The following is a 24,544-nucleotide window of genomic DNA, read 5'->3' as shown; positions in this document are numbered from 1 at the left end:
CTATGCGCTGGTGACCAAGTCCTCTGACCGTTTCAGGATCGCACAGATCTTCCGGACGCAAGAAGCGCAGTCCCCCCCTGCACCGGTGGCGTCCCGCACCTGGCGAGCCGTCCTCGCCCCTTCGGCGATGCAGTCGTGCACCTCGCTCTCGGTGACGGCGCGGCAGATGCAGACGTACATGTGGGTGGCCTCTCAGGGATCTTCAGGAAGGTTAGGCATACCTAAGATAACCCAGTTTGGTAAGGCTTGCCTATGTGATCCAAGGCACAGAAAAGGGCGGCACTCCGCAAACGGAAGCGCCGCCCCTCGCGCGGGCGTCAGAGCACCACGACCGACCGCAGCACCTCCCCGCGGTGCATCTTGCCGAACGCCTCCTCGACCTGGTCGAGGCCGATGGTCTCGGAGACGAACCCGTCGAGGTCGAGCCGTCCCTGCAGGTAGAGGTCGATCAGCATGGGGAAGTCGCGGCTGGGCAGGCAGTCGCCGTACCAGGAGGACTTGAGCGCGCCGCCGCGGCCGAAGACGTCGAGCAGCGGCAGTTCGAGCCGCATCTCCGGGGTCGGCACGCCGACCAGCACGACGGTCCCGGCCAGGTCGCGGGCGTAGAAGGCCTGCGTGTACGTCTCCGGACGGCCCACCGCCTCGATCACGACGTCGGCCCCGAACCCGCCGGTCAGCTCCCGGATGGCCTCCACCGGATCGGTCTCGCGGGAGTTCACGGTGTGCGTGGCGCCGAAGCCGCGGGCCCAGTCGAGCTTACGGTCGTCGACGTCCACCGCGATGATCGTCCGGGCTCCGGCCAGGTGCGCGCCCGCGATGGCGGCGTCGCCCACACCGCCGCAGCCGATCACCGCGACCGTGTCGCCCCGGGTCACCCCGCCGGTGTTGATCGCGGCCCCGAGGCCGGCCATCACGCCGCAGCCGAGCAGACCGGCGACGGCCGGCTTGGCCGCCGGGTTGACCTTCGTGCACTGCCCTGCCGCCACCAGGGTCTTCTCCAGGAACGCCCCGATGCCGAGCGCCGGGCTGAGCACGGTGCCGTCGGCCAGCGTCATCTTCTGCGCCGCGTTGTGGGTGTTGAAGCAGTACCACGGCCGGCCCCGCAGGCACGCGCGGCACTGCCCGCACACCGCCCGCCAGTTGAGGATCACGTAGTCGCCGGGCTCGACCTCGGTCACGCCCTCGCCGACCGCCTCGACGACGCCCGCGGCCTCGTGGCCCAGCAGGAACGGGAACTCGTCGTTGATGCCGCCCTCCCGGTAGTGGAGGTCGGTGTGGCAGACCCCGCAGGCCTGCACGTTCACGACCGCCTCGCCGGGCCCCGGGTCCGGCACGACGACCGTCTCCAGCGTGACCGCCTCTCCCTTGCCGCGCGCCACCACGCCCTGGACTTCGTACGGCATGTCCTGCACCTCAACTTTCTCGGCTGGATCTCCTCAGAACATACGGCTCCACCACGCCGAGCCCGCGGGCGGGACGGCGGCGGAGTTTGACCAGGTCGACGCCGGGCGCCCCGGCGAGGCCCGCGGCCAGCTCGCTGTCGGCCAGGATCGTGCCGGGCCTGGCGATGGCCGTCAGCCGGGCCGCCAGGTTGACGGTCGTGCCGAAGACGTCGCCCATCGCCGGGAGCACCGGGCCGTACGCCAGCCCGACCCGCACGTCGGGCCCTTCGGCGTCCCGCTTGAGCTCGTCGAGCAGGTCGAGCGCGATGAGGGCCGCGGTCCTCGGATCGGCGGCGGTGAAGAGCACCTCGTCGCCGAGCGTCTTGACCAGCCGCCCGTCGTGGGCGGCGATCACGTCGGAGGCCCGCGACTCGAACCCCTCGACCAGGTCGGCCAGCGCCAGCTCGTCCAGCTCCCGGGACACGCGGGTGAAGGCGACGAGGTCGGCGAACCCGACCCCGAGCCTCGGCCGGGTCGGCGAGACGTCCTCGCCGGGCTCGGCGAGGGAGACCAGCCGGCTCGCGGTCGCGGCGAGCTGGGAGCGCCAGACGTGCACCAGCGTCTGCTCGAAGTCCGGCAGCAGGCGGCTGACCGTGTCCATCACCTGCCGCAGCGCGTCCTCCCCCGGACGCGCGCCGGGCTCGATCAGCGCGTCGACCATGATCTCGGCCTGCCACTGGGCGAGCCGCGCGGTCGTACGGCCGAGGGCCCTGGCCATGCGGATGACGGTCCGCTCGTCGAGCATCTCCGTGTCGAGCAGGTCGCGGATGCGGTGCAGGGCCGCCAGGTCGGCCTCGGTGAACGCCACGGTGTCGTCGGCGAACGTGGCGAAGCCGAGGGCCCGCCAGATCCGCGCCGCGAGGTCCTGCGGGATGCCGGCCGCCTCGGCGACCTGCCTCCGGGTGTACGCCGGCGCCGGCCCCAGGAACAGCGCCCGCATGTCGTCGGCGCCGGGCCGCCCGCTAGTGTCCACGTCCATCTCCCCCGCACGGCGCGCAGGCCGCGCCGCGTTCACTCCCCGTCGATGTTCCCGTCCGCGGCATCCTCCACCAGCCGGAACAGCTCGTGCCGCACACGCTGGATCTGTGGGATGTCGCGGTAGTCGATGTCGCCCTTCTCCGAAGCCGACTCGACCCGGAGCGTGCCGCATCCCAGGATGCGCTCCATGAGCCGCTGGTCGGAGCTCACGCTGCTCACCTTGGCCAGCGGGATGTCGTCCTCCGACTTGTTCAGCACTCCCGTGCTGATCGCGAAGCGGTGCGAGGTCAGCGTGTAGGACGTCGTCACCCAGCGCAGGTAGGGGACGATCGTCCACAGGACCAGCGCCACGAAGGCGACCACGGCCACCGCGCCGCGGGCGTATCCCGCGTACTCGTAGTCGCCCGGGATGAGGACGAAGGCCGCGACGGCGGCGGCCAGCACGACGATGAGGGCGAGGACCGGAAGGATCAGACGCTTCCAGTGCGGATGGAACGATAGAACGACCCGCTCGCCGTCGGCCAGGTATTGATCGGGGAGACCCATGGCGCAAATCGTGACACGATCGCCGGTCGATTGCATGCGTTCGCCTGATCACCCGACAGCCCTGATCACCCGGCAGGCTCAGGACAGCGCGCCGGTCTCCGGCGACGGACGCCGGCGGACGTGGACGACGTCGCCCGCGCTGAGCGTGTGCTCTCCGTCCCCGGCGCGTACGAGCAGGTGGCCGGACGCGTCGACACCGGTCGCCAGGCCGGTCAGCACCCGCTCGCCGGGCAGTTCGACCCTGACCTCCTGACCCACGGTGGACGACCAGGCGAGGTAGGCGGCACGCAGGCCCGAGGCGTCCGCGTCGCCGTCGGCGGCCTTCCAGTCGCGGTAGTGCGACTCGACCTCCCGCAGGATCGCGCGCAGCAGCGGGTCGCGGTCGGTGCAGGCGGCGTTCTCGACCGCGAGGGACGTGGCCCGCTCCACCGGCAGCTCCTCCGGCCGCAGCGAGACGTTGAGCCCCATGCCGACGACCACCATGCGGTCCACCCGCTCGGCCAGGATCCCGGCGAGCTTGCGCTCCCCCACCATGAGGTCGTTGGGCCACTTGAGCCGCACGTCGATCTCCGCGATCCGCCGTACGGCCGAGGCGGCGGCGAGGCCGACCAGCAGCGCCAGCCAGCCCTGCCGGGCGAGCGGCACCTCCGGCCGCAGCAGCATCGAGAACGTCAGCCCCGAGCGCGGCGGGGCGGTCCACGGGCGCCCGAGCCTGCCCCGGCCGGCGAACTGCGACTCCGCGACCAGCACGGCGCCCTCGGCCGGGCTCTCGCGCACGGTCCTGGCCAGATCGGCGTTGGTGGACCCGGTCCGCTCCACGACGCGTACGGACGACCACAGCGAGCCTGGGCGCACCAGCGCCCTGGTCAGCGCGGTCTCGGACAGCGGGGGCCGGTCGAGATCGGCGTACGGCGAGTCGGGCACGCATCCAGGCTATCGGCCTGCGGGCCGCCTCCGCCGTCGCGCCGTCCGTCCATTGGAACCCGCGGGTCCGCTCATCGGCCGGACCGGCCCGCGATCACGGACTCCAGGGCGCGCATCCGCCGGAGCCGGGCGGCGAGCCGGGGGCCGCAGCGCTCGGCCGCCCTCCGGGGTGACGGCCGCCGGCGTCGTCGGGTGGCAGGTAGCCGAAGGCGGCCATCTCGGGAGCGGCGACCTCGGCGACGAGGGCCGCCTCGGCCGGGGTGAGCACCGTGCGCCACAGGTCGGCATCACCAAGCCCGGCATCGCGCCGCTCTCGGGGCCGTCGTCATCGGGCGTCCCGGGTGCCCGCCGGGGTCCGCCACCAGGGGCCGCCGCGCTCGTCGGCCAGGCGCAGCGCCTCGGCGGCGACCTGCTCGGGCGGGATGTCGAGGCAGTCGAGGGCGAAGGGGCAGGCGAACTGGCGGCAGGGCGAGCATGCGGTGGGCACCGTGAGGATCGACGCCGGGCCGAACCGGGGCCGATACTGCTCCACCTGCTCGGTGCCGGCGAACAGCACGACCACGGGCGTGCCGAGCGCGCTCGCCAGATGCGCCCCGCCGCTGTTGTTGCACACGACCACGTCGACGGCGTCGACGAGCGCCGCCAGGACCTGGACGTCGAACCGGCCCGGCAGCAGGACCGCGCCCGGAACCCCGGCGCCGGTGGCCTCGACGAGCGGCGCCTCCCTGGCCGTGCCCGCCACGAGGACCCGCAGCCCGGCGGCCGTGAGCAGCCCGGCCACCCGGGCGAACCGGTCGGCCGGATAGCGCCGCGCGGAGCAGGAGGCCCCCGGAAGGATCAGCGCGCACGGCCGCCTTCCGCGGCCGTCCGCGCGGCCGTCCCCTTCGGGTCCGCCGTCGAGCAGGCGGCGGGCCGTACGGGCCGCCTCGGCGGGCACGCGCACGCGCAGCCTGCCCTCGACCGGAGGGACGCCCACCCGTTCGAGCATGTGCAGCGCGCGATCCACCTGGTGGGTCTCGTCCGGCGGCGAGGGCACCCAGTGGGTCAGTCCCGCCCCGCCGAACTCCTTGGACATGCCGACCCGTACGGGCACCCCGGCGAGCCGGCAGAGGTACGCGGCCGGCCAGGGAGCCTGGGAGAACGAGGTCAGGATCACCGCCGCCTCGTAGCCGCCCCACCCGATCCGCTCGACCAGATCCAGGTCGTCGGTGACCGGAACGTCCTCCCCGCCCGTCTTCTGCCATGAGACCGAGGCGGTGAGCACGCCGTCCACCTCGGGGAGCAACGCGGCCGCGGCGGCGCCGGCGGGGGCGGCCAGCAGGTCGAGCCGGGCGCGGGGAGCGGCCCGCCGCAGCGCACGCAGCGCCGGGCCCGCCATCACGACGTCGCCGAGGTTGTCGGGGCGGATCACGAGCACGCGGGCGAGTCGCCGCCACGGGACCGGTGGGCCTGCGAGCGCCGCGGGATGCTCCATCTCCTGCGCGTACCCCTCGAAAACTGCGCATAAAGCCCCATCAATGCATGGTTTGCCCTGAAAGTCCCTCGGGCACCTCCCCGGCAGCGACGCCGAGGAGGGGGAGGCGTGACCGTGACGGAGGGCGGCCGGATCCGCGTGGCCATGGTCCACGGTCCCGGGCCCGCCGACCGCGACGGCGTCGGCGACTACGTCGAACGGCTCGTCGGCGCGCTCGGCGACGCCGGGGTCGAGGCGGTGGGGGTGCCGGTGGGGTCGCCGGAGGCCCGGTCCCCCTGGCACTGGCTGCCGGCCACGCTCGACGCCGCCCGTCGCGTGCGGCGCCTGCGCCCGGACGTGGTGCATGTGCAGTTCGCCCCTTCGGCCTACCGGTTCTCCGGGCTGCCCGGACTGCTGCCACCCCTGTTGCCGCCCGGAGCGCCGCTGGTGACCACCCTGCACGAGTACGGCTGGTGGGCGGCCCCCGGATGGGTGCCCGGCCCCGTCTGGCGGCCTTTGGAACGCGCCCGCCTGTGGGACCGGGAAACCGGGCGGCTGGTGCCCGCCAGCGCCCTCGTGGTCGTGACGAACGCCTCCCACGCCCGGCAGGTCAGGCGACGCGTCGGGACGGCCGCCGTGGAGGTGCCGCTGGCCCCGAACGTCGTGGACCACGGCGGCGGACGGCGGGCGCGCGTGCGGGTGCGCGACCGGCTCGGCATGGGGCCGGACGACCCGCTGCTCGCCTTCTTCGGATTCGTGCACCCCGTGAAGGGCGTGCGGCAGCTCGTCGAGGCCCTGCCCGCGCTGCGCGCGGCCCGCCCCCGCCTGCGCCTGCTGGTCGTGGGCGGCTTCACCTCCCAGGCGCTGCCGGAGGCCGAGGCCCGGGCCTTCCGCGCGGAGCTGGAGGCGCTGGCCGCGCGGCACGGCGTCGCGGACGCGGTGACGTTCACCGGGCACCTGCCCGCCGCCCGGGTGTCGGAGTTCCTGCACGCGGCCGACGCCGGCGTGCTGCCCTTCACCGCCGGGGTGACGACCAAGAGCGGCGCGCTGCTCACGATGCTGGCGCACGGGCTGCCGACCGCGGTCACCGTGCCGGACGAGCCCGACCCCGCCCTGCCTCTCGGGGAGGCCGTGGCCGTGATCAGGGCCCGCCGCGACCCCGCCGCGATCGCGGACGCCGTCGCGCCGCTGCTCGACGACCCCGGGGCGCGGCGGCGCATGGGCGGGACGGCCCGGCGGCTCGCCGCCCGCCACTCCTGGTCCCGGGTCGCCGCCGCCCACCGCGCGCTGTACGAGACCCTGGCCGGCCCGCGCCGCCCGCTCGGCCGCCCGGATGCGTGAGCCGTACCGGGAGATCCTGGTCGTCGACCTGCTCGGCGGGATCGGCGACCTGGTCATGCTCCTGCCCTCCGTGCACGGCCTGGCCCGCCGCAACCCCGGCGCGTCGCTGCGCGTGCTCACCCACGAGCCCGGCGCCGCCCTCCTGCGCGGCGACCCCGCCGTCACGCGGGTGCTCACCCCCCGCCACGGCGGCGCGGGCGCGGAGCGGGAGGCGGTGGCCGAGGCGCTGGCCGCCCGGCGTCCGGATCTCGCGGTCACCACCACCCGCTACGACGGCATCCCGGATCTCCTCGCCGCCTCGGGCGCCCGCTGCGTCACCGACCTGTGGCGCCGCCCGCCCCCGGACCAACCGGTCGGCGAGCGCTACCTGCGCATCCTGCTCGCCGAGGGCCTGCTGCGGCCCGAGGACGCCCTCGCCCGTCCGGCCGTGCGCCTGACGCCGGCCGAGATCGCGTACGGCGAGAGTGCGCTCGCCCGCCGCCTCCCGGCCGTCACAGCGCGGCCTCCGGTCGTGCTGATCACGGACGCGGGCATGGACGTGAAGCGGTGGCCGGCCGGACACTGGCGGGAACTCGCCGCGCTGCTCGCCCTGCGCGGCCATCCCCTGCTCACGCCCGACGCGCCGCCCAAGCGCGGCGCGGTCGACGCGGTCTTCGGCCCGGAGGTGGCCGCGCTGCCGCGATGCGGCCTGCGCGGGCTCGCCGCGTGCTTCGCCGCGGTGGCGCGTCGCGGCGGGGTGGTCGTGGGCGGCGACACCGGGCCGCTGCGACTGGCCGCGGCGGCCGGAGCGGCCACCGTCGGGCTGTTCGGGCCCACCTGGGCCGGCCGGTACGGCATCGGCGCCGGGAACGGAGCGGGCTCCGCCGACCTGCAGGGACTGCCGGGCTGCCCGCACCGCAGGCCCACGGTCATCACCGAACAGCCGTGCTGGTGGACGGCCGAGTGCCCGCTGTCGCCGGCGGGCCCCGCCTGCATGGCCGACATCCCCGTGGCGTCCGTCGTGCGCGCCGTGACCCGCCTGTGCGCCGCTTCCCCCCGTCTCCCCGGTCTCCCGGGTTCCTCCGCGCGCCACCCGGCGGACGACCGCTGATCCGTGGCGTGGCAGGCTGCGTACGGGATAGAACGGCAGCCATGCCGCCAAGGAGGAACCGACAGATGGAACGGGACGGCGCGGCGCGGCCCACGGCCCGTCTGGGGCCCGTCACGCGGTCACGCGTCCGGAGGGTGTCCGGATCGGCCGTACGCGACCGGCGTGACGACCTCGCCACGGAGGAGCCGCTGGAGATCCGGCTGCTGGCCGGGGGCGAGAGCCGTACGGTGGCGATCACGATGCGGACGCCGGGCGCGGACTTCGAGCTCGCGGCGGGATTCCTGCACGCCGAGGGGATCGCCGGCCCCGGCGACATCGCCGCCATCGGCTACTGCACCGACGAGGATCTGGACCCCGAGGCGCGCTACAACACCGTGACCGTGCGGCTCGCCGCCTCCCGGCTGCCCGACCTCGGCGCCGCGGCGCGCAACTTCCTGACGTCGAGCGCGTGCGGCGTCTGCGGCACGGCGAGCCTCGACGCACTGCGCGACCGCTGCGCCGTGCCGGCGGCGCGCCCGCCGGTCGCCGTGTCCGCCACGACGCTGTACGGCCTGCCCGATCGGCTGCGGGAGGCCCAGGGGGTGTTCGGCAGGACGGGCGGGCTGCACGCCGCCGGGCTGTTCACGCCCGACGGCACGCCGGTCGCGGTGCGGGAGGACGTGGGGCGGCACAACGCCGTGGACAAACTGGTCGGCTGGGCGCTGCTCGGCGGCGGACCCCCCCTCGACCGGCACGTCCTGCTGGTCAGCGGCCGGGTCGGCTACGAGATCATGCAGAAGGCCGCGAGCGCCGGGATCCAGATCGTGTGCGCCGTGTCCGCGCCCTCCTCGCTCGCCGTCGACCTGGCGCGCGAGTTCGGCATCACGCTCGTGGGGTTCCTGCGCGAGGAGCGCTTCAACATCTACGCCTGCCCGGAGCGGATCGAGGTCGAGCAGGCGGCCGAGACGCCGTGATCCGAACCGGCAGTCGGACCGGCCGGGCGCCCGGATCCCGGGCGCCCGGCCGGTCCGTACATCAGCCGGTGTTCTGCAGACCGGCCGCGACGCCGTTCACGCTGAGCAGCAGCAGCGTGGACAGGCGCTCGCGCTCCTCCTCCGACAGGTCGCCCGGCGCCCGCAGCGCCGACAGCGCCCGCAACTGGAGGTGGCTGAGCGCGTCCACGTAGGGGTCGCGGAGCTGCACGGCCCTCGACAGCACCCGCCGGTTCTCCAGCAAGCGGGCGTGGCCGGTCACCTCCAGCACCAGCCGCCTCGTCAGGTCGTACTCCTCGAGGACCTGCTCGGCGAAGTCGCTCCGGCCGCCGAGGGCCAGGTAGCGGGACGCGATCGAGCGGTCGGTCTTGGCCAGCGACATCTCCGCGTTGTCCAGCATCGCGGCGAACAGCGGCCACTCCCGGTAGGCCGAGCGCAGTTCGGCCATGCCGCCGTCGGTGACCACGGCGGCCAGGCCGCTGCCCAGGCCGTACCAGCCGGGGAGGTTGACCCGGGTCTGGGCCCACGAGAACACCCACGGGATGGCCCGCAGGTCGTCCAGCGAGCGGGGCGCGCCGAGGCCGCGCCGCGCGGGCCGGGAGCCGAGCCGCAGGGACCCGAGCTCCTCCAGCGGGCTGACCAGCGCGAACCACTCGGGGAAGCCCGGGGCCTCGGTCAGCGCCCGGTAGGCGCGCTCGGAGGCCGCGGCCACGGTGTCGGCCAGCCGGCGGAACTTCGCGGCCGCCGCGGCCGTGCTCGACTCCACCGCCGAGGTGGAGGCGAGCAGCACGGCGTTGGTGACCTGCTCGATGTGCCGCTTGGCGATGGCCGAGTGGCCGTATCGCGCGAAGATGACCTCGCCCTGCTCGGTGACCTTGAACCGGCCGGCGACCGAGCCGGGGGCCTGGGCGAGCACGGCGCGGTTGGCCGGGCCGCCGCCCCGGCCGAGCGCGCCGCCGCGGCCGTGGAAGAGCGTGAGCGTGATGTCGTTGTCGGCGGCCCAGGCGGCCAGCGCCGCCTGCGCGTCGTACAGGCGCAGGGTGGCCGCCGCCGGGCCGAGCTCCTTGGCCGAGTCGGAGTAGCCGAGCATGACCTCCATGCGCCGCCCGTTCCCGGCGAGCCGCCGGCGCACGGGCTCCAGCTTGACCATGCCCTCAAGGACCCGGGTGGAGTTGTCCAGGTCCTCGCCCGACTCGAACAGGGGCACCACGTCGAGCACCGGGGCGCGGTCGCCCAGGGCGTGCCTGGCCAGCTCGTACACGGCCGCGATGTCGTCGGCCGAGCGGGTGAAGGAGACGACGTAGCGGGAGCAGGCGGTCACGCCGAAGCGCTCCTGGATCCACCCGATCACCCGGATCGTGGCCAGGACCTCCTCGGTGCGCTCCGACAGCGTGCCGGAGGCGATCTCCTCGAGCGCCGCCGCGTGCACCGCCGAATGCTGGCGCACCTCCAGCTCCGCCAGGTGGAAGCCGAACGTCTCGACCTGCCAGATCAGGTGCTGCAGCTCGCCGTACGCCTGCCGTACGGCGCCGGCGCCGCGCAGAGAGTCCTGCGTGAGCCGCAGGTCGGCCAGCAGCTCGGCGGGCACGCGGTAGGCGAGGTCGAGGTCGCGGCGGCGGGTCGCGGCGATCCTGGCCGCCACGAACATCAGCCACTGGCGGTGCGGCTCCCGCGGCGACCGGGTGGCCATCTCCGACACGAGGTCGGGGTGGTCGTCCTCGGCCTGCGCGAGCGCGGCCCGCAGCTCGGCGGACGGCGGCGTGAAGACGCTGGCGAGGGTCAGGGACCTGCCGATGCGGGTGGTGGCGTTCTCCAGCGCGATCAGCACGTGCTCGGCCTGGATCTGGATGGCCTCCCTGGTCACCTTGGCGGTGACGTTGGGGTTGCCGTCGCGGTCGCCGCCGATCCAGCTTCCGTAGCGGATGTACGCCTTGGCCAGCGGCTCCCGCGTGCCGGTGCCAGGCCCGAGCGCCGCGTCGAGCGAGCGGTAGATCAGCGGAACCGTCCGGAACAGCGTCTCGTCGAACGCCGCCATCGCCGTACGGACCTCGTCCAGGGGGTCGAGCTTGGTGTGCCGGAGCTGGGCGCTCCGCCACAGGATGTCGATCTCCTCGAGCAGCCGCCGGTGGGCCTCCTCCCGCTCGGCGGCGCCCCGTCCCGGGGTGTTGTAGGCGTCGAGCTGGGCGCTGATCCGCTGGATGGCGGTGACGATCGCCCGCCGCCGCGCCTCCGTGGGGTGGGCGGTCAGCACGGGCCGGAACTCCAGCCCGTCGATCAGGTCCTGGAGCCGGTCGTCCCCGCGCAGCCGCTGCACGGCCTCCGCGAGGGACTCGCGCAGGGGCACGTCGTCCTTGTCGCGCTGCCGCAGGGTGCGGATGCGGTAGTGCTCCTCGGCGAGGTTGGCGAGATGGAAGTAGCAGGTGAAGGCACGGGCGATCTGCACGGCGCGGTCCACGGGCCATTCGGCCACCAGGGCCGCGACCTCGTCGGCCGTCGTCTCCTGACGCCGGGCCGCGATCACCGCCTTCCGGAGCCGTTCTACGTCGGCGAGGAGGTCGGGACCGCCGTGTTCGGCGATCACCTGACCCAGTAGTCCACCCAATAGGCGCACGTCAGCGCGGAGTTCGTCCGGCATCTCCGCTACGGCGTTGTGTCGTTCGGCAGGAGCGATGGCGGCCATGTTTGGAAGGCTAGCGAATCGCGCTCGGCGGCCCGAGGGCGGTCTCACCAAATGGACTAGACCATTAAAAGCAGCAGGTCAGACCGGTCGCGGCGCCGCGGTCCCGACCGCCTCGGCCGGGGCTTGCGCAGGCGCCCTGAGGCGGCGGGTGAGGTGCTGGGCGAGCCGACCGTGCGCCACCACGATCGCGGCGAACGCGACGATCAGCACGGTGATCGTCGTCAGCTGGCCGTCGTCGGCCAAGAGGATGGTCTTCCCGTCGCCGAGCCCCGTCCTCGCGGCCACCAGCCCCGTCAGCGCGGCGGTCACCCAGCGACCGGCATGCATGATCGCCGGGCGCGCGGTCGCGGTCACCGCGGCCGGCAGGGCCAGCACGACGAACGCGACGAGGATCGCGACCGTGCCCGCCAGGGACAGGCCGGTCGATCCGCCGACGGCCAGCGCGATGCCCCGCATCAGGAGGCGGGCCAGCACCCCGATCACCAGCCCGCTCAGCACCGCCGCGCCCACCGGCGCCCAGATCGCACGGCCCAGCGGCCTGTTTCCGCGCATAATTCCCCCTAGAACGGTCCAAACGGTTATAAGGGGAGGCCGAATCCCCCGCAATCACCGCAATAACTTCGCGACCGCTCTGTTACCGAGCGAGGGTCAGTGATCAGCCTCACGCGGCCCGCGGGCAGCGACGGCTCCGGGGTCCCAATAGAACGGGCGGCGTTCGAGCATTCGCCCGTTCCTGACAGTGATCAATTGCATGATCAGGGTGTCGACTTCCCGGCCGGTGGCACGGGCGCGAAAGCGCACCCGGTTGCGCACGACCACGGTGTCCTCGTCTCCCCAGTGCTCCTGCTCCAGGAACTCCATCGAGTCCCAGACCTCGCTGAAGCGGGCCAGGAACCGCTCCATGCCGTCGTGACCGCGCCACGCACGACCGGTCAGGTGGGGCGGGAGACGGCGGTGAGGAGCTCGGGAAGACGGGCGAAGCCGATGCCGGCGGCGATCCTGCGGCCCGCCCAGGCGGCCGCCACGCCGTACGGCACGGCGAGCGCGGCCCACCAGGCCAGGCCGAACAGGACCGGCAGCACGATCGGAAGCGCGAGCACGCCGGTGACGAGCATCGTGGCGAAGGAGGCCGCGAACGCCTGCCCGCCCTGACCCGGAGCGGCGCTGCTGAAGGCGTTCAGGCGTTCGGGGTAGGTGTACGGCGCGGTCACGCTGGTGAGCGCGCCGACGCCCATGGCGACGCCCAGCACGCCCCAGGCGACCGGCGCCGCGGGGACGGCCCAGGCGGCGTCGCCCGCCACCAGGGCGGCGACCACCGACACCAGGGTCAGCAGCGGCACCCCGATGACCGCCATGGCGAGGTGCCGCCCGGCCAGGTCGGTACGCAGGTCGCGCGGAGTGGAGAACACCATCGCGTTCATCCACAGCGACCTGCCGTCGATCCCGAAGGAGTTGGCCGCCTGCAGCCCGATCACGACGGCCGCCAGGCAGACGGGCCCGACCACGAACTGCAGCCCGTCCATGGCATCCGGCCCCCGCATGGAGAACATGATGACCACGCTCACGAAGAGTGCGACGATCCAGTTCACCCGGCCCCGGGGTTCCCTCGCGGCGTACTTCAGCTCCTTGGCGACGACGGCGCCGAGCATGCCGCCGGGCAGGAACCGGCCGAGCGGGATCCGTCCGGACCGCCGGACGGAGCCGCCGCCCTGGCTGGAGGCGTCGGGCCGCACCAGCGCGTGCCGCAGCGCGGCGATCCACAGCCACCCCAGCACGACGACGGCCATCGCGACGACGATCAGCTCGGCGACGCCGATGAGCCCGCCGTCGGCGATCGCGTGTGCGGCCAGCCCCGGCGGCGTCCACCGCAGGACGTCTCCCGCCGACGCCAGGATCCGCGTGGGGTCGCCGGAGAGCCCCCGGTTGATCAGCAGGTTGGGCAGCTGGAAGAGCAGCACGCCGAAGACGGCGGCGACCGCGAGCAGGTCGCGGCCCCTGCGGGTGCGCAGCACGCCGGACAGCGCGGTGGTCACCAGGCGGGAGGCCGTGAGGCAGAAGGCGAACTGGAGGACCACCGCGGGCACCCCGAGCAGCACCCCGCCCGGCCCGTGGGCGAGCGCGACCACGCCGCCGAACATCGCGAGCAGCGAGGCGAGCGGCCACGGCCCGGTCGCCGACGCGGCCAGCATGCCGGTCGCGAGCTGCCGGGTGGTCAACGGGAACATGGCCAGCCTGGCCGGGTCGAGCGTCTCGTCCAGGCCGAAGGCCATCAGCGGCACGACGATCCACCCGACGGCGAACATCGCGAACCCCACCGCCACGAGGTCGAGGGCGACGTCGGACGGCGCGAACCGGATGAGGGACAGCAGCCCGAACCCCGCGACGGCGGCGAGGAGGGCGGCGCCCAGTGAGAAGGCGAAACCGACCTGCTTGCCGACCTCACCGCGCAGGCCACCGCGCACCAGGCTGAGCTTCAGCCGGACGAACAGCCAGGTCATGCCGGCGACCCGAGCCACGACAGGCCCTCCTCCCCGTTGCCCCGCACGCCGATGATGTCGAGGAACGCCTCGTTGAGGGTGCGGCCCCGCCGTACGTCGTCCAGCGGGCCCTGCGCGACGACGAGCCCCCGGTTCATCACCGACACCCAGTCGCACAGCCGCTCGACCAGGTCCATCACATGGCTCGAGAAGACGACGGTGGAGCCCGAGGCGGTGTATCTGCGCAGCACCTCCATCAGCGTGTTGGCGGAGACGGGATCGACGCCCTCGAACGGCTCGTCAAGGAACAGCACGCCCGGGTTGTGCAGCAGCGCCGCCGCGAGCTCGATCTTCTTGCGCATGCCGGTGGAGTAGTCGACCACCAGCTTGTCCTGCGCCTCGACCAGGTCCATGACCCTGAGCAGCTCGTCGGCGCGCCGGCCGACCTCGTCCAGGGGGATGCCGCGCAACTGGCCGCCGTACATGAGCAGTTCGCGGCCGGACAGTCGTTCGAACAGCCGCAGGCCATCGGGCAGCACGCCGATGTGCGCCTTGACGCTGACGGGGTCGGCCCACACGTCGTGGCCGTCGATCTCGATCCGCCCGCCGTCCGGGCGCAGCAGCCCGGTGACCATGCTCAGGGTCGTCGTCTTGCCCGCGCCGTTGGGACCGACCAGGCCCGCGAAGCTGCCCCTTGGCACGACCAGGTCGACGCCGCCGACCGCCACCTGCTGCCCGAACCGCTTGAACAACCCCTGCGTGCGTACGGCGTCCGTCATGGAGCCCCCATTTGTATGAAGCCGTCGTGAAGCCGAACGAACGGCACCTGGACCGCGTTCCTGTGGACACTTCCCTGCCGGCGACGGCGATCCCGGTGCGCGCGCCCCGGCGCGACCGCGGGGCGCCGGCCTGGTTACCCTGTCGCCCATGGATTCGACGCGACCCGGAGCGGCGTTCGGGACCCGAGGGCCGCTGAGCACACGAGGAAGGGTGAGCGGGCGATGAGCGCCGAACGCGCCCCCGAGATCGACATCCACACCACCGCCGGCAAGATCGCCGACCTGGAGCGCCGCCGGAGCGAGGCGGCCCACGCGGGCTCCGCACGAGCGGTGGAGAAACAGCACGCCAAGGGCAAGATGACGGCCCGCGAGCGGCTGGCCGCCTTCCTGGACGAGGGCTCCTTCGTCGAGTTCGACGAGCTGGCCAGGCACCGGGCGACCGCCTTCGGCCTCGACCGCGAGCGCCCCTACGGCGACGGGGTCGTGACCGGGTACGGCACGGTGGACGGCCGGCCGGTCGCGGTGTTCGCGCAGGACTTCACCGTGTTCGGCGGCTCGCTGGGCGAGGTCTTCGGCGAGAAGATCGTCAAGGTGATGGACCACGCGCTGAAGACCGGCTGCCCGGTGATCGGCATCAACGACTCGGGCGGGGCGCGCATCCAGGAGGGCGTGGTCTCCCTCGGCCTGTACGCCGAGATCTTCAAGCGCAACGTGCACGCCTCGGGTGTGGTCCCGCAGATCTCGCTGATCATGGGCCCGTGCGCGGGCGGCGCCGTGTACTCCCCCGCGCTGACCGACTTCGTCCTGATGGTGCAGGAGAAGTCGCACATGTTCATCACCGGGCCGGACGTCATCAAGACCGTCACCGGCGAGGAGGTGACGTTCGAGGAGCTGGGCGGCGCCCACACGCACAACTCGCGCTCAGGCGTCGCCCACTACGAGGCGTCCGACGAGCAGGACTGCCTCGACTTCGCCAGGGCGCTGCTGTCGTATCTGCCGTCCAACAACATGGACGATCCGCCCGCCTTCGACGTCGAGGCCGACCTGGAGACGACCGACGAGGACCGCGAGCTCGACACGCTGATCCCCGACTCGGCCAACCAGCCGTACGACATGCACACGGTCATCGAGCACGTCCTCGACGACGGCGAGTTCCTGGAGATCCACGCGGGCTTCGCGCCGAACATCGTCGTCGGCTTCGGCCGGGTCGAGGGGCGTTCGGTGGGCGTCGTCGCCAACCAGCCGATGAGCTTCGCCGGGACGCTCGACATCGCCGCCTCCGAGAAGGCCGCCCGGTTCGTGCGCACCTGCGACGCCTTCAACATCCCGGTGCTGACCTTCGTCGACGTGCCGGGCTTCCTTCCCGGCACCGACCAGGAGTGGAACGGCATCATCCGGCGCGGCGCCAAGCTGCTCTACGCCTACGCCGAGGCCACCGTGCCGCTGGTCACCGTCATCACCCGCAAGGCGTACGGCGGGGCGTACGACGTCATGGGGTCCAAGCACCTCGGCGCGGACGTCAACCTGGCCTGGCCCACCGCCCAGATCGCCGTGATGGGGGCGCAGGGCGCGGTCAACATCCTCTATCGGCGCGAGCTGGCCGCCGCCGGCGACCCGGACGCCGCCCGGGCCCGTTTCATCAGCGAGTACGAGGACACGCTGGCCAACCCGTATCTCGCGGCCGAGCGCGGCTACGTGGACGCGGTCATCCGGCCCTCGGACACCCGGGTCCAGGTCGTCCGCGCGCTGCGCGCCCTCCGCAACAAGCGGGCCACGCTGCCCCCGAAGAAGCACGGGAACATCCCGCTATGAGCAGTCGCGAGCCCTACCTCAGCATCGTCCGGGGGGACGCCACCCCCGAGGAGACCGCCGCCCTCGTCGCCGCGCTGGCGGCGCGGGCGGCGGCGCGCGCCCCCCGGCCGCCGGCACCGGGAACGAGCACGGGAAACTGGAGGAATCCGGCGCATCGGCTGCGCCGGGGACTCCCGCACGGCCCGGGGGCCTGGCGCGGGGCCTTCTTCCCCGGCGGGTGACACGTCGTCCGACGCCATCCACGACGACTACGGACCGATTACATCGCCGGAACAGGGTGTCAACTGGCTCAAGAGTTGGGACTATCTAGAAAGCGGGGGAATATAGTCAGCCGATCAACTAGTGACGAGTCCAGGAGGACACCATGGCCATCCCGGACTTCAGCGCACATGGCATTGCCGCAAAGTATGCCGTTCTCGTGGACGTCGGTTACCTTTACGCGGCCGCCGGTGAAGTTCTCTTAGGCGCCAAGGAGCGTAAGGAGTACCGCGTCGCGGCGGACGAGCTGATCCAGGCGCTGCAGAAGCACGCGCTCGAACGCATTCCGGGCGAGCTGCTGCGCGTCTACTGGTACGACGCCGCCCGTGACCGCGTGCCCACCGTGGACCAGCGTGTGATCGCCCAGCTGCCCTGGGTCAAGGTCAGGCTGGGCAACCTGAACGCCCGTGGCCAGCAGAAGGGTGTGGACGCGCAGATCCGCAGCGACCTCGAGGCCCTCGCCCGCCACCACGCCGTGAGCGACACCGTGCTGATCGCCGGGGACGAGGACATGGTGCCCGCCGTGGAGGCCGCGCAGGCGTACGGCGTGCGCATCCACCTGTGGGGGGTCGAGCCGCCGTTCGGGACCAACCAGGCCGAGCGGCTCGTCTGGGAGTCGGACACCGTCGAGATCCTGAGCGCCGACTTCCTGCGCCCGTTCTTCACCCGCGCGCCGGTGCCCGTGCCCGTGCCGCCCACGCCGTCGCCCGCCCAGGTCTTCGCGGGCCGTACGGTCAAGCCGATGCCGCCGAAGGCGCCCGTCGGCCAGGTCGCCAAGCTGGGCCCGGGCCGGCCCCGCGTGGAGGAGGTCGGCGAGCATGTGGCCCAGAAATGGATACTGACGCGAGGCCGCGACAACATCCGCGACCTGCTGCCGGGCCCGCTGCTGCCCACGGTCATCGACACCGAACTGCTCATCGAGGCCGAGAAGGAGCTCGGCCACTCTCTTCGGCCCTACCCGGAGGCGCGCGTGTGGCTGCGCGACGGTTTCTGGGCCCGGGTCTACCGCGAGTTCGACCTCGGGGTCGGCATCTCCAGCAAGTGACGCCGGCGTTCTGATCCAGCGTCCCAGCTCGCGCGGGAGCACTCCAGGCTCACCGCCCGGTCTCGCGCGAGACCCCTCCGCGCTGTCGGGCTCCCAGACGGCCGCGTCCGATTTCCGCCAGCCCGCATCGGTGGCCAGCGCATAACGTCGTCTACGTGACCACACGACAGCTCGACTTCGACGCGTGCTACCTCGCCGTCTCCGCGCGGGACTCCCGCTTCGACGGGCGTTTCTACACGGCTGTCACCACCACCGGGATCTACTGCCGCCCGATCTGTCCCGCCCGCACCCCCGCCCGGGGCAACGTCCGCTTCTACCGGCACGCCGCCGCGGCCGAGGCCGCGGGGTTCCGGCCCTGCCGCCGCTGCCGTCCGGAGCTCAGCCCGGGCGACCCCGGCTGGGACGTCCGCGCCGACCTGGTCGGACGCGCGCTGCGGCTGATCGACGACGGGGTGGCCGACGAGTCCGGCGTCGCCGGGCTGGCCCGCCGCCTGCACGTGACCGAGCGGCATCTGCACCGCCTGTTCGCCACCGAGCTCGGCACCGGGCCGCTCGCCGTCGCCCGCACCCGGCGGCTGCTGCTCGCCAAGCAGCTGCTCACCGAGACCACCCTGCCGATCACCGACGTCGCGTTCGCCGCCGGGTTCGGCAGCGTGCGCCAGTTCAACGCGGCGATGAAGGAGTCGTACGGCTTCGCGCCGGGAGAGCTGCGCAAGACCAACGGGCCGATGCACGAGAAGGGGGGTCCGGTCGCCCTCACGACCGGGCTCACGCTGCGGCTCGGCCACCGCGAGCCGTACGACGCGCAGTCGGTGCTGCGGTTCCTCGGCGCCAGGGCGATCCCCTCGGTGGAGGCGGTCTGCCGGTCGGGGGACGACGTCACGGCCTACACGCGGGCCGTGCCGGGCGGCTCGATCACGCTGCGGCCCGCCGCCGGACACGTCCTGCTCACGGTGCGGACCACCGAGACGCACCTGCTCTCCCGGCTGGTGGCCCGCTGCCGCCGCCTGCTCGACCTCGACGCCGACCCCGGCGCGGTGCGGGAGATCCTCGGTTCGACGTCGCTCGCGCCGCTGGTCGCGGCCCGTCCCGGGCTGCGCGTGCCGGGAGCGTACGACGGGTTCGAGCTGGCGGTGCGGGCGGTCGTCGGGCAGCAGATCTCGGTGGCCGGGGCCCGCACCCTGCTCGGCCGCATCGCCGCCCGGGCCGGCGTCCCCGCCGTCCCCGACAGTCCGGTCGACGAGAACGGGACTCCGGACGCGACCGCGACCGGCCAGGTGCCGTTGCTGTTCCCCACGGCCGACCGGCTCGCCGCGGCCGACCTGGACGGCCTCGGGCTCACCACCCGCAGGGTCGCCACGATCAGGGCGCTTGCCGAGGCGGTGGCCTCCGGCGCGATCGACCTCGACGGCGCGGGCGACCCCGCCGACACCACCGCCGGGCTGCTGGAGATCCCCGGCATCGGCCCGTGGACGGCCGGCTACATCGCGCTGCGCGCGCTGCGCGACCCGGACGCGTGGCCCGAGGGCGACCTCGTGCTGCGCAGGACGATGGAACGGCTCGGCGTCGCCGCGGGCGAGGCCGAACGATGGCGGCCCTGGCGCGCGTACGCCGCGCTCCACCTGTGGAGCCACGCCTCCGACAACCCAGACACCACACCACGAGGACGCAACAGATGATCATCACGCAGACCGTGCCCACCCCGGTGGCCCCCCTCGCTCTGCTCGCCCGCGACGGCGTGCTGGTCGCGGCCGGTTTCACCGCCGACCCCCGCGAGATGTTCGCCCGGCTCTCGCCGTCCCTGCGGGCGCTTCCCCTGCGGGAGGGCGATCTCGGCGACGCGGCCGAGGCCGTGCGGGAGTACCTCGACGGGAAGATCGACGCGCTCGACCGGATCCCCGTGGAGCAGCCCGGCACGCCCACGAGGCAGCGCCTGTACGAGGCGCTGCGCTCCGTGCCCGCCGGGACCACCGTGTCGTACGCGCAGCTCGCGGAGAAGGCGGGGCTGCCGAGGACGGCCGCGCGGGCCGCGGGGTCGGCCTGCGCGCAGAACCTGATCGCGCCGTTCGTGCCATGCCACCGCGTGCTGCCCTCGACCGGCGGCTACGGAAGCTACTTGTACGGCACGCCGGTCAAGGAGTGGCTGGTCGCCCACGAGTCCCGCGCCTGACCTGCCCGCAGGGCCGAGGTCCGGGGGACGGGTCATCCGGCGGAGGGACGCCCGGTCCGCCAGGTGGAGGACCGCCGTGTGCGCCGGGTCGCGTCGCCGGGGGACGCCCGCCCGCTCGCGGTATGGCTACGCTGCGGCCCTACCGCCGACGAGGGGAGCCTCCGGTGACCATCACCCTGGTGATCGCCGACGACCAGGCCATGATCAGGGCCGGGCTGCGGCTGGTCGCCGAGTCCGAGCCGGGGATCGAGGTCGTCGCGGAGGCGGCGGACGGCTTCGACGCCGTGGCGGCGGCCCGGCGGCTGCGGCCCGACGTCCTGCTGATGGACATCGCGATGCCCGGTCTCGACGGAATCGGCGCGGCCAGGCGGCTTCTCGGCGACCCGCGACCGCCGAGGATCGTCATGTTGACGACCTTCAACACCGACGAGAACCTGCACGCCTCGCTGCGGAGCCGGGTGCACGGCTTCCTGCTCAAGACCTCTCCCCCCGAGCATCTGGTCAGGGCGGTGCGGGCGGCGGCGGCCGGCGAGGCGCTGATCGACCCCGCCGTCGCCCCCCGGTTGATCACCGCGTTCGCCGACCTGCCCGAGCCCGGGGCGTACGACGAGCTGGCCGCGCTCACCGAGCGTGAGCTCCAGGTGCTGCGGATGCTCGCCCACGGCCTGTCCAACTCCCAGATCGCGGGGGAACTGCGCATCGGAGAGGCGACGGTCAAGACCCACGTCGCACGCATCCTGCACAAGCTCGGCCTGCACGACCGCGTCCACGCGGTCGTGTTCGCCTACGAGGCCGGGGTGGTCCGGCCGGGACACCGGTCCCGGCCGTGACAAGGCTGTTCGCCGGCGGCTGGCGGCCCTCCCGGCTCGACGTCCTGCTCTCCCTCGCCGAGGCGGTCGCCGGTCAGGTCGAGTCGTTCGGCCGCCGGGGGACGGCCCCCGGCCAGATCGCCGACCCCGTCCCCTACGCGGCGGGCGCGCTCGCCGCCGGGCTGGTGCTGCTCTTCCGGCGCCGGTTCCCCGCGAGCGCGCTCCTCGTGCTGACCGCGATCGGGTACGCGGTCCGGGTGGCGGGCGGCGCCGAGTACTACGCGGCGTGGCACTTCTACTCCACGCTGATCCTCGTCCACACCGTGGCCGGCGCGGCGGAACCCCGCAGCCGCCGAGGGGTCGCGGGGCTCGGGTGCGTGCTCGTCGCGTACGCGCACCTGCAGACGCTGCAGGACAACGACGTCGCCGAGGTGCTCATCGGCGCCATCTTCGTCGGGGTCGCGTACGGCAGCGGCATCCTGCTGCGGCGGCAGGCAGACCGGACGAGACGGCTGGCCGCACAGGCGGCACGGCTCGAAGCCGAGCGCGAGCTGCGCGCGCGGTGGGCGGTGGCCGAGGAGCGCTCCCGCATCGCCAGGGAGCTCCACGACATCGTCTCCCACAACGTGAGCCTGATGACGCTGAACGTGGGCGGGGTGCGCAGGCTCCTCGGGGACGACCGCGCCCGCGAGCGCGGTCTGCTGCTCGCCGTCGAGCAGGCCGGACGCGAGGCGGTCGAGGAGCTCGGGCACATGCTGGGCATGCTGCGCGCCACGCAGACCGACGCGCCGGAGGCGTCGCGAAAGGGTCTCGACCGGGTGGACGAGCTGGTGTCTCAGGTGGCGGAGGCGGGTCCCGTCGTACGGCTGCGCGTCACCGGCGAACGCCGGCCGCTGCCCCCGGGGCTCGATCTTTCCGCCTACCGGGTCATCCAGGAGTCCCTGACGAACGCGCTGAAGCACGCCCACGCCGCGACGATCGACGTCGCCGTTCACTACGCCGTCGACGAGCTGCTCATCGCGGTCGCGAACGACGGGGCGCAGGCCCGCCCCGCCCCGGACGGCGGAGGCGGGCACGGGCTGATCGGCATGCGCGAGCGTACGGCGATGCACGGGGGCGAGCTGACCGCCGGCCCCACCCCGGCGGGCGGATACGAGGTGCGGGCGCGGTTCCCGCTCACCGGCTCCGCCGTCGATCCCGCCGCCGGCGGCTCATCCTGGGAGTGACCCCGCGACCGGCCCCGCCGTCCCGGGCTGACCCGCGCCCTCGTCACGACCGGCGCCCGTTCCCGGCGCGGCGGCCTCACCGGCCCACTCGTCGTCGGTCATGCGCAGCATCCTGAGCCCGATCACCCCGGCGCCGGCCAGATAGAGCAGTCCACCGGCGACCGTGCCCAGCGGGAAGACCGGCGTCCCGAAGACACCCGCGATCAGCGCGAACGGAGCCCACCAGGGCGCGCGCCGGGCGTGGGCGAGCGCGAGGCCCAGCAGGAACAGGCCGGCCAGCCCGGCGAAGCCGGGCAGCTGGAACCCGAAGCGGGCTCCGGCGTCGGCGAACGCCTCGTCCCCGATGCGCGCGCCCTGCTCCGGCGGCAGCGCCCGCTCCAGACGCGCGTAGAAGACGTCGCCGAGCATCAGCGCGGAGAAGTTGACCACGCCGAGCAGCGCCAGACCTCCCGCGAGATGCCCGAACACGACGCCGCGGTGGCGGATCAGGTGAACCATCCCCACGATCCCGGGCACCAGAAGCACCCAGCTCCAGTGCAGGAGCGAGGCGCTGAGCGCGACCTGGCCGGGGTGGCGTCCGTACGCCCCGACGGCGTCGCCGCCCTCGCGCAGCGCCGGGTCGGCGAGCACTCCCGCGACGTAGACGAGCGGGGCGGCGAGCAGGCACAGCCCCGCCGCCCATCGGCGGAACGTGCGCGGATTCGAGAGCACCGGCATGGGAGCTCCCCCTTCTGTCCGGCCCCGGCCGCGGATCGGCCGGGGTCTGGGGAAGGTATGCGCCGGCCCGCGGGCGGGTCGTCCCCCACGGGACCGACCGCCGTTCCACCGATCCCCGTACGCGCGCCCGCGTAGCCGTACGCCTCGCGGGCTGAGGCACGTCAGTCCTTGACGATGCTCTGGACCTCGCCGACGGGCACGTCCCTGGTCGCCGCCACCTGGATCGGGTCGTACGCGAACGGGACGACCTGGCCGCCCTGGTTGCCGTTGCCGGCGACGTTCCAGACGCTCGTCACGGTGAGCGTGTAGACCTTGCCCGGCTGGTCGATCGAGGAGTGCAGGTAGACGACGCCGCACTCGGGCTTGTCGTCTCCGCTCTTGTCGGCGCCCTTCACGTACGGCTTGCCGGTGGCGCCGCATCCCTTGTCGTACACCTCGGCGCGGTCGCCGCTGGTGCCGGACTTGATCTCGAGGTGGTCCGGCGTCGCCGTGACGGTGGCGGACATGACCCCCGGCAGCGTGGCGGTGACGGACCGGGGCGCCGCCTCCGCACCGTCCAGCCACACCCAGGTCCCCAGGTTGACGTAGCTCTTGGCGTCCGGGCTCAGTTTGATCTTCGGCTCCGGCACGGTCAGCGCGGCCCGGGCGATCTGCATGAGCTGCTCCAGCGTGATGCCGCCGGCGGGGGTGGTCCCCTCGGGCACCCAGACGAGCGGCTCGAGTCCGGCGGCGCAGGAGGGTCCGTCCGGGTTGCCGGCGTCGTAGGCGACTCCCCACCACTGACCCTTGTCGCCGATCTTGCCGCCGAACTTGTCGAGATCGACGTCGTAGTCCAGCCCCGCCTCCACCGCCTGCTTCTTCTGCTGCGCCTGGAGGTTGCGCATGTCGTCGGCCGAGCTGTTCGGCTCGTACCAGCAGGGGCGGGGCATCCGGTAGCCGTCGCTCTTGCCGCCGAGGCCGTTGCCGGACAGGCCGACCTTGGAGTTGGTCAGCCTGACGCCGGCCGTGTTGCCCTTCTGGAACGCCTCGCCGTGCGCCCCGACGTCCGGATCGGCGGCGGCGGGTGGCGCGCACACCGCGAGCAGAGCCCCCGCCAGCAGGGACGTCACAGCAATGGCCCTCATCTCACGCACTCCTTCGCGCGCTCGTCCGGATAGTCCGCATGGCGGTAGAGCCGGATCCGCCAGACGCCGTCGTCGCCGTGCCCCAGGCCGGCGGTCTGCAGGAAGACCGCCCGCGGGCGTTTGAGCCAGGCGGGCTGACGGGCCAGCGGGGTGCCCTCCCGGTCGGTCAGCCGCACGCCGGTCAGGTCGACGCAGCCGTCGGCCTCCGCCCCGCGTCCCACGACGGAAGGCACCCGCAGGGCGTAGAGCCTGGCCACGCCCCGGGCCGACTGCCCGTCCTTGAGGAACCCCTGCACCCAGGTGACGGCGTCCATGTAGGCGGACGACTCGGCGTCGATCCCCTTCACGTACGAGCGGTCGCCGCCGGAGGTGCCGACGGCCCGCCACTGTGCCGTGAAGTCGCCGGCGAACGCCTTGATCACGGCCGACCGCTTCGGGTCGGGCTCGAGCGGCCACTCGATCTCGATCGTCAGCCCGGGCGCCGCCGTGACCGTCTCGGTGCCCGGCTGCCGGCCCGGCGTTCCCGAGGCCGCGGCCGCGGCGGGCTCCACGCCGCCGCCCGGGGTGAAGCCGCGGTCCGCGTCCGGCGGGGCGCACGCCGAGACGAGCAGCGTGCAGACCACCAGGAGCAGCGTGCGGGCCGAGGCGAGCGGCGCCGCCGCCGGGGCGAGTCCTGGACGCATCACCGGAGTCCTCCGCAGT

25 protein-coding genes are annotated in these 24,544 nt (G+C 73.6%); 10 read left to right on the top strand and 15 right to left on the bottom strand.

The features are described from left to right. The 7 genes from ABZ860_RS08585 to ABZ860_RS08555 form a co-directional block, all read right to left on the bottom strand. Entirely contained in the window at positions 1 to 180 is a 180-nt protein-coding gene (locus ABZ860_RS08585; RefSeq protein ID WP_079316362.1) for a (2Fe-2S)-binding protein, read from the bottom strand. Between the two features lie 137 nt (positions 181 to 317). Then, on the bottom strand, positions 318 to 1,403 hold the full coding sequence (locus tag ABZ860_RS08580; RefSeq protein ID WP_357216953.1) for an S-(hydroxymethyl)mycothiol dehydrogenase: 1,086 nt from the start codon (positions 1,401 to 1,403) through the stop codon (positions 318 to 320). 10 nt (positions 1,404 to 1,413) lie between these two features. After that, positions 1,414 to 2,415, bottom strand: a complete 1,002-nt coding sequence (locus tag ABZ860_RS08575; protein WP_357216951.1) for an adenylate cyclase regulatory domain-containing protein — start codon at positions 2,413 to 2,415, stop codon at positions 1,414 to 1,416. A gap of 38 nt (positions 2,416 to 2,453) precedes the next feature. Further along, on the bottom strand, positions 2,454 to 2,966 hold the full coding sequence (locus ABZ860_RS08570) for a PH domain-containing protein (protein ID WP_357216948.1): 513 nt from the start codon (positions 2,964 to 2,966) through the stop codon (positions 2,454 to 2,456). A 78-nt stretch (positions 2,967 to 3,044) separates the two neighbouring features. Beyond that, positions 3,045 to 3,890 (bottom strand): biotin--[acetyl-CoA-carboxylase] ligase, encoded by an 846-nt coding sequence (locus ABZ860_RS08565; RefSeq protein ID WP_357216946.1) that lies wholly within the window; start codon positions 3,888 to 3,890, stop codon positions 3,045 to 3,047. Between the two features lie 94 nt (positions 3,891 to 3,984). After that, positions 3,985 to 4,158, bottom strand: coding sequence for a hypothetical protein (locus ABZ860_RS08560; protein ID WP_357216944.1), 174 nt, complete (start codon positions 4,156 to 4,158; stop codon positions 3,985 to 3,987). A gap of 57 nt (positions 4,159 to 4,215) precedes the next feature. Continuing rightward, the gene (locus ABZ860_RS08555; RefSeq protein WP_357216941.1) at positions 4,216 to 5,364 is read right to left on the bottom strand and encodes a glycosyltransferase family 9 protein; all 1,149 of its coding nucleotides are present in this window, start codon (positions 5,362 to 5,364) and stop codon (positions 4,216 to 4,218) included. A 108-nt stretch (positions 5,365 to 5,472) separates the two neighbouring features. Here ABZ860_RS08555 and ABZ860_RS08550 point away from each other — a divergent pair, with 108 nt between their 5' ends. From ABZ860_RS08550 to fdhD, 3 genes are all read left to right on the top strand, one after another. Continuing rightward, entirely contained in the window at positions 5,473 to 6,684 is a 1,212-nt protein-coding gene (locus tag ABZ860_RS08550; protein ID WP_357216938.1) for a glycosyltransferase family 4 protein, read from the top strand. Continuing rightward, the gene (locus ABZ860_RS08545) at positions 6,677 to 7,774 is read left to right on the top strand and encodes a glycosyltransferase family 9 protein (RefSeq protein ID WP_357216935.1); all 1,098 of its coding nucleotides are present in this window, start codon (positions 6,677 to 6,679) and stop codon (positions 7,772 to 7,774) included. Before ABZ860_RS08550 ends, ABZ860_RS08545 begins: the two co-directional genes overlap by 8 nt. A 65-nt stretch (positions 7,775 to 7,839) precedes the next feature. Continuing rightward, positions 7,840 to 8,727, top strand: a complete 888-nt coding sequence (gene fdhD / locus ABZ860_RS08540; protein WP_357216933.1) for a formate dehydrogenase accessory sulfurtransferase FdhD — start codon at positions 7,840 to 7,842, stop codon at positions 8,725 to 8,727. 61 nt (positions 8,728 to 8,788) lie between these two features. Here the strand turns inward: fdhD and ABZ860_RS08535 are convergent, their stop codons facing one another. The 5 genes from ABZ860_RS08535 to ABZ860_RS08515 all read right to left on the bottom strand — a co-directional run bounded on the left by ABZ860_RS08535 (position 8,789) and on the right by ABZ860_RS08515 (position 14,681). Continuing rightward, complete coding sequence (locus ABZ860_RS08535; protein WP_357216930.1) at positions 8,789 to 11,425, bottom strand: phosphoenolpyruvate carboxylase; 2,637 nt, start codon at positions 11,423 to 11,425, stop codon at positions 8,789 to 8,791. 78 nt (positions 11,426 to 11,503) lie between these two features. Continuing rightward, positions 11,504 to 11,977, bottom strand: coding sequence for a hypothetical protein (locus tag ABZ860_RS08530; RefSeq protein ID WP_357216927.1), 474 nt, complete (start codon positions 11,975 to 11,977; stop codon positions 11,504 to 11,506). Between the two features lie 96 nt (positions 11,978 to 12,073). Beyond that, positions 12,074 to 12,361 (bottom strand): nuclear transport factor 2 family protein, encoded by a 288-nt coding sequence (locus ABZ860_RS08525; RefSeq protein ID WP_357217610.1) that lies wholly within the window; start codon positions 12,359 to 12,361, stop codon positions 12,074 to 12,076. Beyond that, positions 12,358 to 13,941, bottom strand: coding sequence for a hypothetical protein (locus tag ABZ860_RS08520; RefSeq protein WP_357216924.1), 1,584 nt, complete (start codon positions 13,939 to 13,941; stop codon positions 12,358 to 12,360). Before ABZ860_RS08520 ends, ABZ860_RS08525 begins: the two co-directional genes overlap by 4 nt. Beyond that, positions 13,920 to 14,681 carry an ABC transporter ATP-binding protein gene (locus ABZ860_RS08515; RefSeq protein ID WP_357216921.1) on the bottom strand — a complete coding sequence of 254 codons (762 nt, stop codon included), beginning with the start codon at positions 14,679 to 14,681 and terminating at the stop codon, positions 13,920 to 13,922. The genes ABZ860_RS08520 and ABZ860_RS08515 overlap by 22 nt, the downstream gene beginning before the upstream one ends. A 222-nt stretch (positions 14,682 to 14,903) precedes the next feature. Between ABZ860_RS08515 and ABZ860_RS08510 the strand changes: the two genes are divergently transcribed. From ABZ860_RS08510 to ABZ860_RS08480, 7 genes are all read left to right on the top strand, one after another. Beyond that, positions 14,904 to 16,493 (top strand): acyl-CoA carboxylase subunit beta, encoded by a 1,590-nt coding sequence (locus ABZ860_RS08510; RefSeq protein ID WP_357216919.1) that lies wholly within the window; start codon positions 14,904 to 14,906, stop codon positions 16,491 to 16,493. Next, entirely contained in the window at positions 16,490 to 16,714 is a 225-nt protein-coding gene (locus tag ABZ860_RS08505; protein WP_357216917.1) for an acyl-CoA carboxylase epsilon subunit, read from the top strand. Before ABZ860_RS08510 ends, ABZ860_RS08505 begins: the two co-directional genes overlap by 4 nt. A gap of 197 nt (positions 16,715 to 16,911) precedes the next feature. Then, positions 16,912 to 17,796 carry an NYN domain-containing protein gene (locus ABZ860_RS08500; protein ID WP_357216914.1) on the top strand — a complete coding sequence of 295 codons (885 nt, stop codon included), beginning with the start codon at positions 16,912 to 16,914 and terminating at the stop codon, positions 17,794 to 17,796. Between the two features lie 155 nt (positions 17,797 to 17,951). Continuing rightward, a complete protein-coding gene (locus ABZ860_RS08495; RefSeq protein WP_357216911.1) occupies positions 17,952 to 19,475 on the top strand; it encodes an Ada metal-binding domain-containing protein in 1,524 nt (507 codons plus the stop codon). Then, on the top strand, positions 19,472 to 19,966 hold the full coding sequence (locus ABZ860_RS08490) for a methylated-DNA--[protein]-cysteine S-methyltransferase (RefSeq protein ID WP_357216908.1): 495 nt from the start codon (positions 19,472 to 19,474) through the stop codon (positions 19,964 to 19,966). The genes ABZ860_RS08495 and ABZ860_RS08490 overlap by 4 nt, the downstream gene beginning before the upstream one ends. Before the next feature lie 164 nt (positions 19,967 to 20,130). After that, a complete protein-coding gene (locus ABZ860_RS08485; RefSeq protein ID WP_357216905.1) occupies positions 20,131 to 20,796 on the top strand; it encodes a response regulator transcription factor in 666 nt (221 codons plus the stop codon). Next, entirely contained in the window at positions 20,793 to 22,001 is a 1,209-nt protein-coding gene (locus ABZ860_RS08480) for a histidine kinase (protein ID WP_357216902.1), read from the top strand. Before ABZ860_RS08485 ends, ABZ860_RS08480 begins: the two co-directional genes overlap by 4 nt. Here ABZ860_RS08480 and ABZ860_RS08475 read toward each other — a convergent pair. The 3 genes from ABZ860_RS08475 to ABZ860_RS08465 form a co-directional block, all read right to left on the bottom strand. Then, positions 21,987 to 22,718 (bottom strand): hypothetical protein, encoded by a 732-nt coding sequence (locus tag ABZ860_RS08475; RefSeq protein ID WP_357216899.1) that lies wholly within the window; start codon positions 22,716 to 22,718, stop codon positions 21,987 to 21,989. The genes ABZ860_RS08480 and ABZ860_RS08475 overlap by 15 nt on opposite strands. A 161-nt stretch (positions 22,719 to 22,879) precedes the next feature. Then, positions 22,880 to 23,842, bottom strand: a complete 963-nt coding sequence (locus ABZ860_RS08470; protein WP_357216897.1) for a hypothetical protein — start codon at positions 23,840 to 23,842, stop codon at positions 22,880 to 22,882. Next, positions 23,839 to 24,525 (bottom strand): hypothetical protein, encoded by a 687-nt coding sequence (locus ABZ860_RS08465; protein WP_357216895.1) that lies wholly within the window; start codon positions 24,523 to 24,525, stop codon positions 23,839 to 23,841. Before ABZ860_RS08465 ends, ABZ860_RS08470 begins: the two co-directional genes overlap by 4 nt. Positions 24,526 to 24,544: the final 19 nt, after the last annotated feature.

This window comes from Microbispora sp. NPDC046973, from assembly GCF_040644495.1.
GTDB lineage: Bacteria > Actinomycetota > Actinomycetes > Streptosporangiales > Streptosporangiaceae > Microbispora.
Note: the sequence above shows the minus strand (reverse complement) of the source record. Positions and strands in the feature narration are given on the sequence as shown.